Origin of the sequence: Aeromicrobium sp. REDSEA-S32_B7 (assembly GCF_001626145.1) — a bacterium.
GTDB classification, from domain to species: domain Bacteria; phylum Actinomycetota; class Actinomycetes; order Propionibacteriales; family Nocardioidaceae; genus Aeromicrobium; species Aeromicrobium erythreum.
This window is the reverse complement of record NZ_LUNF01000155.1, coordinates 1-13,231: the sequence shown is the minus strand read 5'-3', so window position 1 is coordinate 13,231 and position 13,231 is coordinate 1. Positions and strand designations below refer to the sequence as shown.

Annotated in this window: 11 protein-coding genes and 1 pseudogene; 5 read left to right on the top strand and 7 right to left on the bottom strand. The window is 72.7% G+C overall.

Features of this window, described 5'->3' with window-relative positions:
- Both A6Q79_RS10985 and A6Q79_RS10980 read right to left on the bottom strand, forming a co-directional pair.
- On the bottom strand, positions 1-603 hold a 603-nt coding region (locus A6Q79_RS10985; RefSeq protein ID WP_317698235.1), incomplete at its 3' end, for a sugar phosphate isomerase/epimerase.
- Between the two features lie 2 nt (positions 604-605).
- On the bottom strand, positions 606-1,517 hold the full coding sequence (locus A6Q79_RS10980; RefSeq protein WP_067854501.1) for an exopolyphosphatase: 912 nt from the start codon (positions 1,515-1,517) through the stop codon (positions 606-608).
- Positions 1,518-1,579: 62 nt separating this feature from the next.
- Here A6Q79_RS10980 and A6Q79_RS10975 point away from each other — a divergent pair, with 62 nt between their 5' ends.
- The 4 genes and pseudogenes from A6Q79_RS10975 to disA all read left to right on the top strand — a co-directional run bounded on the left by A6Q79_RS10975 (position 1,580) and on the right by disA (position 5,643).
- Positions 1,580-2,338, top strand: coding sequence for a hypothetical protein (locus tag A6Q79_RS10975; RefSeq protein ID WP_067854498.1), 759 nt, complete (start codon positions 1,580-1,582; stop codon positions 2,336-2,338).
- A 79-nt stretch (positions 2,339-2,417) separates the two neighbouring features.
- Positions 2,418-3,035 (top strand): annotated as a pseudogene (locus tag A6Q79_RS10970) (VOC family protein); the annotation flags it as partial.
- A gap of 110 nt (positions 3,036-3,145) precedes the next feature.
- Positions 3,146-4,546: a DNA repair protein RadA gene (gene radA, locus A6Q79_RS10965; RefSeq protein WP_289017102.1), complete on the top strand. Its 1,401-nt coding sequence runs from the start codon at positions 3,146-3,148 to the stop codon at positions 4,544-4,546.
- Between the two features lie 29 nt (positions 4,547-4,575).
- Positions 4,576-5,643, top strand: a complete 1,068-nt coding sequence (gene disA / locus A6Q79_RS10960; RefSeq protein ID WP_286689727.1) for a DNA integrity scanning diadenylate cyclase DisA — start codon at positions 4,576-4,578, stop codon at positions 5,641-5,643.
- 509 nt (positions 5,644-6,152) lie between these two features.
- Here disA and A6Q79_RS10955 read toward each other — a convergent pair.
- Positions 6,153-6,917 (bottom strand): hypothetical protein, encoded by a 765-nt coding sequence (locus tag A6Q79_RS10955; RefSeq protein ID WP_286689728.1) that lies wholly within the window; start codon positions 6,915-6,917, stop codon positions 6,153-6,155.
- Positions 6,918-6,964: 47 nt separating this feature from the next.
- Here A6Q79_RS10955 and A6Q79_RS10950 point away from each other — a divergent pair, with 47 nt between their 5' ends.
- Positions 6,965-7,864 (top strand): A/G-specific adenine glycosylase, encoded by a 900-nt coding sequence (locus A6Q79_RS10950; protein ID WP_286689729.1) that lies wholly within the window; start codon positions 6,965-6,967, stop codon positions 7,862-7,864.
- A 26-nt stretch (positions 7,865-7,890) separates the two neighbouring features.
- Here the strand turns inward: A6Q79_RS10950 and A6Q79_RS10945 are convergent, their stop codons facing one another.
- The 4 genes from A6Q79_RS10945 to A6Q79_RS10930 all read right to left on the bottom strand — a co-directional run.
- Positions 7,891-8,193, bottom strand: a complete 303-nt coding sequence (locus A6Q79_RS10945; RefSeq protein ID WP_067854467.1) for a hypothetical protein — start codon at positions 8,191-8,193, stop codon at positions 7,891-7,893.
- Between the two features lie 106 nt (positions 8,194-8,299).
- Positions 8,300-10,813, bottom strand: a complete 2,514-nt coding sequence (locus A6Q79_RS10940; protein ID WP_253026947.1) for an ATP-dependent Clp protease ATP-binding subunit — start codon at positions 10,811-10,813, stop codon at positions 8,300-8,302.
- A gap of 222 nt (positions 10,814-11,035) precedes the next feature.
- Positions 11,036-11,293, bottom strand: coding sequence for an HPr family phosphocarrier protein (locus A6Q79_RS10935; RefSeq protein WP_067854462.1), 258 nt, complete (start codon positions 11,291-11,293; stop codon positions 11,036-11,038).
- A gap of 27 nt (positions 11,294-11,320) precedes the next feature.
- Positions 11,321-13,231, bottom strand: a 1,911-nt coding sequence (locus A6Q79_RS10930) for a fructose-specific PTS transporter subunit EIIC (RefSeq protein ID WP_317698228.1), incomplete at its 5' end; no start/stop codon positions are given.

Below are 13,231 nucleotides of genomic sequence, written 5' to 3'. Positions count from 1 at the left end.
CCCCGACCCGTCGGTGAGGTGCACGTGGTGGAGCCGGTCGCCGAGCCGCCGGGCCATCTCGACGACGTCGTCGTGGGCGATGGCGGCGTGGGAGAGGTCGATGGTGGCGTGGGAGTACTCCTCGGCGGAGGGGTCCCAGCCGGGGAGGTACATCTCCATCCCCGCGTTGCGGCCGCGGACCTGCGCCTTCCAGGGGTACATGTTCTCGACGGCGAACACCAGCCCGTGCTCGTCCTCGAGCTCCGCGATGCCCTCGACGAAGCCCTTCGCGTACTCGCGCTGCCACCGGAACGGCGGGTGCACGACGACGACCGACGCGCCGACCGTGTGCGCCATCTCGGCGCTGCGCTGCAGCTTGCCCCAGGGGTCGGTGCCCCAGACCCGCTGCGTGAGCAGGAGCGTCGGCGCGTGGACCGAGACGACCGGCACCTCGTGGAACTGCGACAGCGCCAGGCACGCCTCGGCGTCGGTGCTGACCTCGTCGATGCCGACCATCACCTCGACGCCGTCGTAGCCGAGCCGCGAGGCCGCCTCGAAGCCGCTCGCCGTCGTGCCCGGGTAGACCGAGGACGTCGAGAGGGAGACGCGGAGGGGGGCGGCCATGCTCAGAGGTGCGCCAGGTGCTCGAGGAGCACGCCCTCGCGCAGCGCCCACGGGCAGATCTCGAGCTCGTCGACGCCGAACAGGTCCATGGCCGCCTCCGCCACCACGGCCCCGGCGACCATCTGGTGGGCGCGGTCGTGGGAGACGCCCGGCAGCTGCGCGATCTCCTCGACGTCGAGGTGCACGATCTCCGAGATCAGCGGACGCAGGTCGGAGCGGCGCAGCACGCGGCGCACGTACTGGCCCTCGCTCGACGACGCCGCGCCGCACATGCGCGCGAGCGAGCGGAACGTCTTGCTCGTGGCGACCGCTCGGTCGAAGTGGCCGCCGCGCAGTAGCGGGCCCGCGACGTCGGCGATGACCGAGCGTGCGTGCAGCCGCAGCTCCTCGTGCGTGCGGCCGGTGTCGAGCCAGTCGCGGGTGAGCCGTCCGGCGCCGAGGGGCACCGATCGCGCGACCGTGGGCTCCTCGTCGGCGCCCACGGCGAGCTCGAGCGAGCCGCCGCCGATGTCGAACACGCCGAGCCTGCCGGCGGACCAGCCGAACCAGCGACGCACCGCGAGGAACGTCAGGCGGGCCTCGTCCTCGCCGGGCAGCACCCGCAGGTCGACGCCCGTGGCGGCGTGGACGGCGGCCAGGACGGCGTCGGCGTTGTCGGCGTCGCGCACGGCGGACGTCGCGAAGGCGACGATGCTGGAGCAGCCGCGCTCGAGCGCCTCCGCCTTCGCCTCGCCCACGTACTTGACGAGGCGGGCGACGCCGTCGTCGGTGACGCAGTTGTCGTCACCGAGCTGCTCGGCCAGACGCAGCGGCTCCTTGAAGGAGTAGGCCGGCAGCGGGGGTCCGCCGCGGTACGCGTCGACGATGAGCAGGTGCCCGGTGTTCGACCCGATGTCGAGGACGCCCATGCGCATGCGTCCATCCTCCCACGCCGCCCGTCGGGCCGGGCTCCCCCGGCGGTTCGTAGAGTGGAGGCATGCCTGAGGTCGACCTGGGACTCCCGCGGACGTGGGTCGAGTTCGCGAACCCGGACGACGTCGACGAGGTGTTCCGCTGCGACCTGACGTGGTTGACGTCGCGCTGGACGTGCATCTTCGGCGCCGGCTGCGCGGGCATCTACGCGAGCAGCCCCGACGCCGGCTGCTGCACCCTCGGCGCGCACTTCGCCGACGCCGACGACGAGACGCGGGTGGCCGACGCCGTCGAGCGCCTGACGCCCGAGCGCTGGTACCGCCACCCCGACGGCCCGCAGCCCCTGCAGGGGGCCTGGACCGAGGTCGACGACGACGGCGACCGCAAGACGCGGGCCCTCGACGGCGCGTGCGTCTTCCACAACCCCCGCGGCTTCGCGGGCGGATACGGCTGCGCGCTGCACGGCCTGGCGCTCGAGGAGGGCGTCGAGCCGCTCACCCTCAAGCCCGACGTGTGCTGGCAGCTGCCGCTGCGCCGCCAGTTCCGCGACGTCGAGCGCGGCGACGGCACCAGCTACTCGGAGGTGCAGATCGGTGAGTACGTCCGCGCGGGCTGGGGCCCGGGCGGACACGACCTCGACTGGTACTGCTCGTCGAACACCGAGGCGCACGTGGGCCAGGAGCCGGTCTACGTCAGCAACCGCGCCGAGCTCGTCGCGCTCATGGGCGAGGCCGGCTACGCCGAGCTCGAGCGCCAGTGCGAGGACCACCTCGCATCGGGCGCCCCGAACGTCCACCCCGCGACCGCGGCGGCCCGCAGGTGAGACCACGATGACGGCCCCGCACCTCGCCCTGGTGGACCCCGGTCGTCGGGAGACGTGGGCCGTCTGGCAAGAATGGCCCATGCACCTCGACCACCTCTCGTACGCCGCCGGCCCCGCCGGCCTCGACGCCACCGTGGCCGAGCTCTCCGCGGCTCTCGGCGCGACGTTCCTCGACGGCGGCGCGCACCCGCGCTTCGGCACCCGCAACATGGTGCTCCCGCTCCGCAACCGCCAGTACGTGGAGGTCGTGGAGGTCCTCGACCACCCCGCCGCCGACAAGGCCGCGTTCGGACAGGTCGTCCGGCAGCGCTCGGAGGCCGGTGGTGGCTGGATGGCCTGGTGCGTGTCGGTCGACGACATGACCGAGGTGGAGCGGCGCATCGGCCGCCACGCGGTGCCCGGCAACCGACGTCGCCCCGACGGCTTCAACCTGGAGTGGCGCCAGATCGGCACGAGCGGCATGAAGGCCGACCCGCAGCTGCCGTACGTCACGTGCTGGGACGTGCCGCCGGAGGAGCACCCGTCGCAGATGGCACCCTCGGAGATCGCGCTCACCGCCATCGAGATGGCCGGCTCGCCCCACCGCCTGTCCGACTGGCTCGGCGAGCCCGCCGTGGACGCGCTCGAGGAGATCGCGGTCGAGTGGGTCGCGCCGCACGGCCTGCCCGGCATCATGAGCGTCTCCTTCGAGACGCCCGGCGGCCCCGATGACGCGCGTAGGCGACCGCCGGACGGCATTCAGCGCCTCACCTACCGCCTGGGGAGGGAACGGCTCCGCTGTCGGACGTCGCACCTAGGGTGGGACGCATGCCCACCGCGAAGGCGCCGAAGGTCGCCAAGCCCGTCTACGCCTGCGCCGAGTGCGGCTGGACCACCAGCAAGTGGGTGGGCCGGTGCGGGGAGTGCCAGGCCTGGGGCACCGTCGACGTCGCGTCGCCGGCGGCACGCGCCGGCCGCACCGCGCCGGCCGCCACCGTCACCCCGGCGCGCCCCATCACGCAGGTCGAGGTCGAGTCGTCGCGGGCCGTCTCCTCGGGCATCGGCGAGCTCGACCGCGTCCTCGGCGGCGGCGTCACGCCCGGCGGCGTGCTACTCCTGGCCGGCGAGCCGGGGGTCGGAAAGTCCACGCTGCTGCTCGAGCTCGCCGCCCGTTGGGCGCGGCAGGGCCGGCGCACCCTCTACGTCTCGGGCGAGGAGTCGGCCGGCCAGGTGCGGCTGCGTGCCGAGCGCACCGGCGCGGTCCACGACGAGCTGTACCTCGCCGCCGAGACCGACCTCGGCGCGCTGCTCACCCACGTCGAGCAGGTGCGACCGAGCCTGCTGGTGGTCGACTCCGTGCAGACCATCGGCTCGGCCGACGTCGACGGCGTCCCCGGCGGCGTCACCCAGGTGCGCGAGGTCGCGTCCGCGGTCATCCAGCGCGCGAAGAGCGAGGGCATCGCGACCCTGCTCGTCGGCCACGTCACGAAGGACGGCGCCGTCGCCGGGCCCCGCGTCCTGGAGCACCTCGTCGACGTCGTCCTGCAGTTCGAGGGCGACCGCGCGTCGCGCCTGAGGCTCCTGCGGGCGGTGAAGAACCGCTTCGGTCCCGTCGACGAGATCGGCTGCTTCGACCTCGCCGACTCGGGTCTGGTCGAGGTGCCCGACCCGACGGGCCTGTTCGTCAGCCGGCACGAGCAGCCCGTGCCCGGCACCTGCGTCACCGTCACGATGGAGGGCCGGCGGCCGCTGCTCGCGGAGGTGCAGGCGCTGGCCGTCGAGACCAACGCGCCGTCGCCGCGGCGCACCTCCAGCGGCCTCGACTCCTCGCGCGTGGCCATGATCCTCGCCGTGCTCACCCGACACTGCGGCGTCAACCTCTCGCGCCACGACGTCTACACCGCCTCCGTCGGCGGTGCGCGTCTCGTCGAGCCGTCCGTCGACCTCGCAGTCCTGGTCGCCGCAGCCTCCGCCCAGGCCGACCGGGTCGCACCCGCGGGCCTCGTCGTCCTGGGCGAGGTCGGGCTCGCCGGTGAGGTGCGGCCCGTGCGGCACACCGCCGAGCGGCTGCGCGAGGCCGCGCGGCTCGGGTTCACGGCCGCCATCGTCCCGGCCCGCTCCGAGGGGCTCGACGACGTTCCCGCGTCGCTGCGCATCACGCAGGTGGCCGACGTCGTGGCGGCCGTGCTGGCCCTGCCGAGCGCCCGCGGACGCGGCGAGCCGTCCTGAACCTGGACCCTCCCCCTACACTGTCGCCCGTGGCCCCTCGACCAGACCTGCGCACCGTCCTCGCGGCGATCGCGCCCGGCACCTCGCTGCGCGAGGGCCTCGAGCGCATCCTGCGCGGCCGTACCGGCGCGCTCATCGTGCTCGGCCAGGACAAGGTCGTCGAGGCGGTCAGCACAGGCGGGTTCGCGCTCGACGTGCCCTTCACGGCCACGGGTCTGCGCGAGCTGGCCAAGATGGACGGCGCGATCATCCTCGACTCCGGCGCGCAGCGGATCCTGCAGGCCGCCGTGCACCTCATGCCCGACCCGTCGATCCCGACCGACGAGTCCGGCACCCGGCACCGCACCGCCGACCGGGTCGCCCGGCAGACCGGCCTGCCGGTCATCTCCGTGTCGGCGTCGATGCACATCATCGCCCTCTACCTCGACGGCACCCGCCACGTGCTCGAGGACGCCGGCGCCATCATCGGTCGCGCCAACCAGGCCATCGCCACCCTCGAGCGGTACCGCAGCCGCCTCGACGAGGTGTCCGACGCGCTGTCGGCGCTGGAGATCGAGGACCTCGTCACGGTCCGCGACGTCGCGGCCGTCGCGCAGCGCCTGGAGATGGTCAGCCGGATCGCCGCGGAGATCGACCAGTACGTGCTCGAGCTCGGCACCGACGGTCGTCTGCTCGCGCTGCAGCTGGAGGAGCTGATCAGCGGGGTCGACGCCGAGCGCGAGCTCGTCATCCGCGACTACATGCCGTCGGGGCGTCGGGGCCGGGCGGTCAGCACCGTCCTGCAGGACCTCGCCGAGATCGACTCCACCGAGCTCGTCGACCTCACGAGCGTGGCGACGGCGCTGCGCATCGGCGCCGGCGACTCCCTCGACCACCCGCTCGCACCGCGCGGCTACCGGCTGCTCGCCCGCGTGCCCCGACTGCCGCAGACGGTCATCGACCGCCTCATCGACCACTTCGGCACGCTGCAGAAGCTGCTGGCGGCCAGCATCGACGACCTGCAGACCGTCGAGGGCGTCGGCGACCTGCGCGCCCGCGGGGTCCGCGACGGCCTGTCGCGTCTCGCGGAGTCCAGCATCCTCGAGCGCTACGTCTGACGTTCGACGTCTGACGCTGACGTCGGACCGGCTTGCGCTCGGGGCGCGGGTCGGGTCCCGCGGCTGCCGTCGTCGCGACTCGCCCGTGCGCTGCCGCAGGGGGTCTGGGCTCTCTGGTGCGCTGCCTCGGCCTTCGCTGGGGGTGGCCTCCGAAAGGGCCTCGACCGGGCAGCTGGCGGCGGCGCTGGTCCGGGGTCTCGGGCTGCGGGTTCGTGCTGGGGATGGACGCTAGATTCTGCGTTCGTGCACCGGGGTCCGACGCTTCTGCCTTTGCTACGTGATCCCGTCGCGAACGCAGAAGCGTTCGACCTCGCGCACGATCCACCGCCCGGACGCGCCACCGCAGAACTCCGGCCCGAGACAGCAGAAGCGAAGAATCGTGCAACACACGGGAGCCCCGACCAGGCCCCGAGAGCCGGAGCCACCTCCAGGCCCGCTGCCGGTCGAAGCCCTTTCGGAGACCGGACACCGCGCCAGCCGCACCGGCCCAGGCACGCGGAGGGCCCGACTCAGTCCCGGCTCGGCGACGCGCTCGGAGTGGGGCTGGCCGAGGCGGACGGCTTCGCCGACGGCTTTGTCGACGCGCTCGCGCTGGGCGTCGGGGAGGCGCTGGGTCGGGGCTTGGGCTTCGGCTGGACGAGCTTGAAGGTCGTCGCGCCCGGCTCGCCACCGAGCGTGCCGATGCGCAACGTGTAGGTGCCCGGCGACGCCCAGCCCTCGCGCGGCGAGCAGGCGGGGCCGGAGCCGCGGCCCGACCACCGCGCCGACGCCGCCGTCGCCCACCCGGGGCTGAGCGCCACCGACTCGTCGAGCAGAGCGGTTTTGCAGACCGTGGAGTCCCACACGGCGGTGTCGCCGCTCTTGATCACGGCGATGAGGTCGGTGTCGCCCGGGTCGAGCGTGCAGCCCTTCTTGGCGGTAGTCGAGATGAGCAGCTCGACGCGCACCGCCTGCCGCGCCGACTGGTCCTCCGGCACCGTCGGCGTCATGCGCACCGACTCCGGCGTGCAGGCCGTGCTGGTGGCCGTCAGGGTCACCTGGGCGTCGCTCTGGGCCGCCCGCGAGGGGGTCGGGCTGGGCGACGGGGACGACGACGCCGTCGCGCTCGTCGAGGGGCTCGGGGAGGGCGCCGCGGCGGGACGGGCGTCGTCGGAGCCGCCGGGCCACAGCGTCACCACGAGCCAGACCACGAGCAGCACGACGGCGAGGAGGAGGAAGCGACGACGCCAGTAGACCGCCCGCGGCAACGGACGGCGGGTCGGTCGCGTGCTCACGCTCCGAGGGTAGTTCGCGTGGACGCGCGTGCGAGGATCGACGCGCCATGCCGACCCCGTCCGCTCCCCTCCCCGACGACCTCGCCGGACTTCACGACGCCGTCGTCGGCTGGTTCGACGATCACGCCCGCGACCTGCCCTGGCGCGGGACGTCCGAGGTGCTCCCCGACCCGTGGCCGGTGCTCGTGTCGGAGCTGATGCTGCAGCAGACCCCGGTCGTGCGGGTGCTGCCGGTCTTCGAGGCGTGGATGGAGCGCTGGCCGACACCCGCCGACCTCGCCGCGGAGCCGTCGAGCGAGGCCGTGCGGGCGTGGGGCCGGCTCGGCTATCCACGGCGCGCGCTGCGCCTCCACGCGGCCGCGGTCGCGATCACGGCCGAGCACGGCGGACGGGTCCCCGGCGACCACGCCGCGCTGCTGTCGCTGCCCGGTGTCGGCGAGTACACGGCCGCCGCGGTCGCGTCGTTCGCGTTCGGCCAGCGGCACGCCGTGATGGACACGAACGTCCGACGCGTGCTGGCGCGGGTCGTCCTCGGTCAGGCGTACCCGTCGACGTCGATCACGGCCGCGGAGCGACGGCTGGCGCAGGCGCTGCTGCCCGCCGACGACGCCCACCGGTGGGCGGCCGCGACGATGGAGCTCGGCGCCCTCGTGTGCACCGCCCGAGCCCCCCGCTGCGACGTCTGCCCCGTCGCCGACCGCTGCCGCTGGCTCGCGCTCGGCCGCCCCGACCACGACGGTCCCCCACGCCGCGGCCAGGCGTGGGCCGGCACCGACCGCCAGTGCCGCGGCCGCCTCCTCGCAGTGCTGCGCGACGCGACCGACCCGGTGCCGAAGGCTGCGCTCGACGCGGTCTGGGACGACGCCGCGCAGCGCGAGCGCTGCCTCGACGCGCTCCTCGACGAAGGCCTCGCCCAGGTCCACGCCGATGGGACCTTCACCCTCTAGTCGCCCGTATCGGAGCGAGGGAGGGACTACTCCGTCGTGCGGGAGCGGCGGGCGGAGAGGCCAGCGGCGACCAGGGTGCCGACGCCGGCGACGACGAGGACCAGGCCGGCGATGCGGAAGGGCTTCGGGGAGGAGCGGTAGTCGGCGATCTCGTTCCAGCTCTCCTGGGAGATCGGGCAGTCCTGCTCGGCGTCGACGAAGCCCGACGTCGGGCCGTTCTCGGAGGTGCAGACGGCCTTCGGCTCGCCCGGCTGGAGGGCGAAGGCGAGGACGCCGAGAAGGATCAGGACCGCGCCGACGACCAGGAGGTTGCGTGCCTTGGGGCTCATGCTGAGAAGACTGTCCTGGTTTGCTCGTCGCGTCCAGTCGAACGACGAAGGCCCACCACCCGTCGGGGTGGTGGGCCTCGTCTGACGCGCGGACTGCGCGTGCTGGCTACTCGGAGGTGCCGGCCTCGACCGCGAGCGGGTCGTGGCCCTCGGTCAGCTCCAGGTCGGCCTTGGGCGTGCCGCGGAAGGTGAATACCGCGTCCACACCCTCACCCTCCACGTCGACCAGGACGATCTCGCCGGCGCGCAGCTCACCGAAGAGGAGCTTCTCGGCGAGGGTGTCCTCGATCTCGCGCTGGATGGTGCGCCGCAGCGGGCGCGCACCGAGCACGGGGTCGAAGCCACGACGGGCGAGCAGGTCCTTGGCTGCGGGCGTGAGCTCGATGCCCATGTCCTTGTCCTTCAGACGGGTCTCCAGGTTGCCGACCATGAGGTCGACCATCTGGATGATCTCGTCCTGCGTCAGCGGCGGGAACACGACGATCTCGTCGACACGGTTCAGGAACTCCGGACGGAAGTGCTGCTTGAGCTCCTCCGAGACCTTCGCCTTCATCCGGTCGTACGAGCCGACCGTGTTGCCGGCGTCGGCGAAGCCGAGCGAGACGCCCTTGCCGATGTCACGCGACCCCAGGTTCGTGGTCATGATGATCACGGTGTTCTTGAAGTCGACGACGCGGCCCTGGGAGTCGGTCAGGCGACCTTCCTCCAGGATCTGCAGCAGCGAGTTGAAGATGTCCGGGTGGGCCTTCTCGACCTCGTCGAACAGCACCACGCTGAAGGGCTTGCGGCGCACCTTCTCGGTGAGCTGGCCGCCCTCCTCGTACCCGACGTAGCCGGGAGGCGCACCGAACAGCCGCGCCACCGTGTGCTTCTCGCTGTACTCGCTCATGTCGAGCTGGATCAGCGCGTCGTCGTCGCCGAACAGGAAGTTCGCGAGCGCCTTGGAGAGCCACGTCTTGCCGACACCCGAGGGGCCGGCGAAGATGAACGACCCGCCCGGACGGCGCGGGTCCTTCAGGCCCGCCCGCGTGCGACGGATGGCCCGGCTGAGCGCCTTGATGGCCTCGTTCTGGCCGATGACGCGCTTGCCGAGCTCGGCCTCCATGTTGAGCAGACGGCCGGACTCCTCCTCGGTCAGCTTGACGATCGGGATGCCGGTGGCGAGCGCCAGGACCTCGGCGACGAGCTCCTCGTCGACGACGGCCACGACGTCCATGTCGCCGGCCTTCCAGGCCTTCTCACGGTCGGCCTTGGCGAGGATGAGCTTCTTCTCCTCGTCGCGCAGGGAGGCAGCGGCCTCGAAGTCCTGCGCGTCGATGGCGCCCTCCTTGCGGCGGCGGACGTCGGCGATCTTCTCGTCGAACTCCTTGAGGTCCGGCGGAGCCGTCATCCGGCGGATGCGCAACCGCGAGCCCGCCTCGTCGATGAGGTCGATCGCCTTGTCCGGCAGGAACCGGTCGGAGACGTAGCGGTCGGCCAGGGTGGCCGCCGCGACCAGCGCGTCGTCGGTGATGGTGACGCGGTGGTGCGCCTCGTAGCGGTCGCGCAGGCCCTTGAGCATGTCGATCGTGTGCGCGATCGACGGCTCCGGCACCTGGATGGGCTGGAACCGGCGCTCGAGCGCCGCGTCCTTCTCGAAGTGCTTGCGGAACTCATCGAGCGTGGTGGCGCCGATGGTCTGCAGCTCACCGCGGGCCAGCATCGGCTTGAGGATGCTGGCGGCGTCGATCGCGCCCTCGGCGGCACCGGCACCGACGAGCGTGTGGATCTCGTCGATGAACAGGATGATGTCGCCGCGGGTGCGGATCTCCTTGAGCACCTTCTTCAGGCGCTCCTCGAAGTCGCCGCGGTAGCGCGAGCCGGCGACGAGCGCACCGAGGTCGAGCGTGTAGATCTGCTTGTCCTTGAGCGTCTCGGGGACGTCGCCCTTGACGATGTCCTGGGCGAGGCCCTCGACGACCGTCGTCTTGCCGACGCCGGGCTCGCCGATCAGCACCGGGTTGTTCTTGGTGCGACGGCTGAGGACCTGCATGACGCGCTCGATCTGGTTCTCACGACCGATGACCGGGTCGAGCTTGCCCTCGCGGGCGGCCTGCGTGAGGTTGCGACCGAACTGGTCGAGCACGGCGGAGGTGCTGGGCGCGGCCTCGGCGGGGGCGCCGGAGGTCTCGGCCTCCTTGCCCTGGAAGCCGGAGACCAGCTGGATGACCTGCTGGCGGACGCGGTTGAGGTCGGCGCCGAGCTTCACGAGGACCTGGGCGGCGACGCCCTCGCCCTCGCGGATCAGGCCGAGGAGGATGTGCTCGGTGCCGATGTAGTTGTGGCCGAGCTGGAGCGCCTCGCGCAGGCTGAGCTCGAGGACCTTCTTGGCCCGCGGCGTGAACGGGATGTGCCCGCTCGGCGCCTGCTGGCCCTGGCCGATGATGTCCTCGACCTGCCCGCGGACGGCCTCGAGCGAGATGTCGAGGCTCTCCAGGGCCTTGGCGGCGACGCCCTCACCCTCGTGGATGAGGCCGAGGAGGATGTGCTCCGTGCCGATGTAGTTGTGGCTGAGCATGCGCGCCTCTTCTTGGGCGAGCACGACGACGCGACGGGCGCGGTCGGTGAACCTCTCGAACATGTGGCCCCCTTGATCGGGTGTGTTCTCTTCAGTCTAGGTGCGGCCGCCTCGCCGCACTGCGCGACGTCCACGTACGTCACACAACTGGAACACGGGGTGCGCTGTTCCGTTGTTCACCCTGGGCGTAACTGGCCTCGTGCCGGGTCGTTCGACGGACGTGCGAGGGGCCCGCGTCGCAGTGGCAGCTGCGGCGCGGGCCCCTGGTCCGGGACGGCGGTGCCGTCAGGCGTCGAGGTCGGCCTCGACCAGGGCGGCGACGGCGTCGACCGCGGCCTGGTCGTCGCTCTCCACGACGATCTCGGTGCCCTGGGCTGCGCCCAGGGTCATGATGAGCAGCGCCGAGCCCGCGTCGACCGGGTCACCGCCGGCCACCGCGAGGGTGACGGGCGAGGACTGGTCGGCAGCGGCAGCCGCGATGGTGGCGGCCGGTCGGGCGTGCAGGCCGACGGACGAGCCGACGGTCACGGTCTTGCTGGGCATGGTGGGTCCCTTCAGGAGTGCGATAGGTCAGGCGTCGACGGGGACGCGGGTGTAGACGTGCTCGAACTCGCTGCTGTCCTTCTCGGTGCGCAGCGACTTCAGCAGCGTGACAGACGCAGCGCTGACGAGCGTGCCGACCACGAGCGCGACCAGGAACCACAGCACGTGGTCGACCGCGAAGAGGACGAAGATGCCGCCGTGCGGCGCGGCGAGCGTGACGCCCGCACCCATGGAGATCGCGCCGGCCGTGGCCGAGCCGAGCATCATCGACGGGATGACGCGCAGCGGGTCCGCCGCGGCGAACGGGATCGCGCCCTCGGAGATGAACGCGGCGCCCAGCAGCCAGGCGGCCTTGCCGTTCTCCTTCTCGGCCTCCGTGTAGAGGGTCGAGCGGACGGCCGTCGACAGCGCCATGGCGAGCGGCGGGACCATGCCGGCGATCATGACGGCGGCCATGATCTTGACCTCGGCGCCGCCCGCCGCGATGGCGTCGGCGGTGAGGCCGGTGGTGGCGAAGACGTAGGCGGCCTTGTTGACCGGGCCGCCGAGGTCGAAGCCCATCATCGCGCCGAGGATCACGCCGAGCAGGATGAGCGAGCCGCCCGTCATGCCGTTGAGCTTGTCGGTGAGGCCTGCGGAGAAGTCGGCGATCGGCTTGCCGAGGACCATCAGCATCAGCAGGCCGCTGACCAGGGTGGTCACCAGCGGGATGATGACGACCGGCATGAGGCCGGCCAGCCAGCGCGGCGCCTCCTGCTTGGCGATCTGGTGGGCGATGAGGCCCGCCAGGATGCCGCCGACGATGCCGCCGAGGAAGCCTGCACCGATCTGGTTGGCCAGGAAGCCCATGACGAAGCCGGGCGCGATGCCGGGACGGTCGGCGATCGCGTAGGCGATGTAGCCGGCGAGGGCGGGGACGAGGAAGCCGAACGCCCAGGCGCCCAGCGAGAACAGCAGCGCGCCGAAGTAGGTGGCGAGCGCACTGCCGAACAGTGCGTGCTCGCCGGCCGCAGGCAGGTTGAAGATCGTGTTCTCGAGCGCGATCTTGTTGCCCTCGCCCGTGATGTCGTAGCCCGCGAGCAGGAAGCCGAGGGCGATCAGCAGACCGCCGGCCGCCACGAACGGGATCATGTAGCTGACGCCGGTGAGCAGCCACTGGCGCAGCTTCAGGCCGAAGCCCTGGTGCGACGACGACTCGTCGGCCTGGGCCGCGGCGACGCCGTCGACGCGCTTGGCGCTCGGGTCGGCCGCTGCGGCGACGGCCTCGGAGACCATCGTGTCGGGCTCGTTGATGGCGCGCTTGACGCCGCTCACGATGACCGGCTTGCCCGCGAAGCGCGACGCGTCCTTGACGCCCACGTCGGTCGCGAAGATGACCGCGTCGGCGCCGGCGATGGTGGCCGAGCTCAGCGGACGGGCGCCCGAGGAGCCCTGCGTCTCGACCTGCAGGTCGACGCCCGCGCGCTCGCCGGCCTGCACGAGCGAGTCGGCGGCCATGTAGGTGTGCGCGATGCCCGTGGGGCAGGCCGTCACGGCGACGATGCGGACGGGGTTGCCCTCGGCGGCCGGGGCGGCCGGGGCGGAGGTCGCGGCCTCCGCTGCTCCCTCCGCAGCGGGGGTCGCGACCGGCTGGGGGGACACGACGTCCTCGACCAGGGCCACGACCTCGTCGTCGGACGACGCGGCGCGCAGGGCGTCGGTGAACTCGCTGCGCACGAGCGCGCGGGCGAGCGTCGAGAGCAGCTTCAGGTGGTCGGAGTCGCCGCCGGCGGGCGCGGCGATGAGGAAGACGAGGTCGGCGCCGCCGTCGGGCGCACCGAAGTCGGCACGGGGCTCGAGCCGCGCGAAGGCGAGCGTGGCCTCCGTGACGGCCTCGGACCGGCAGTGCGGGATGGCGATGCCGCCGGGCAGGCCCGTGGCGGAGGTGGCCTCGCGGGC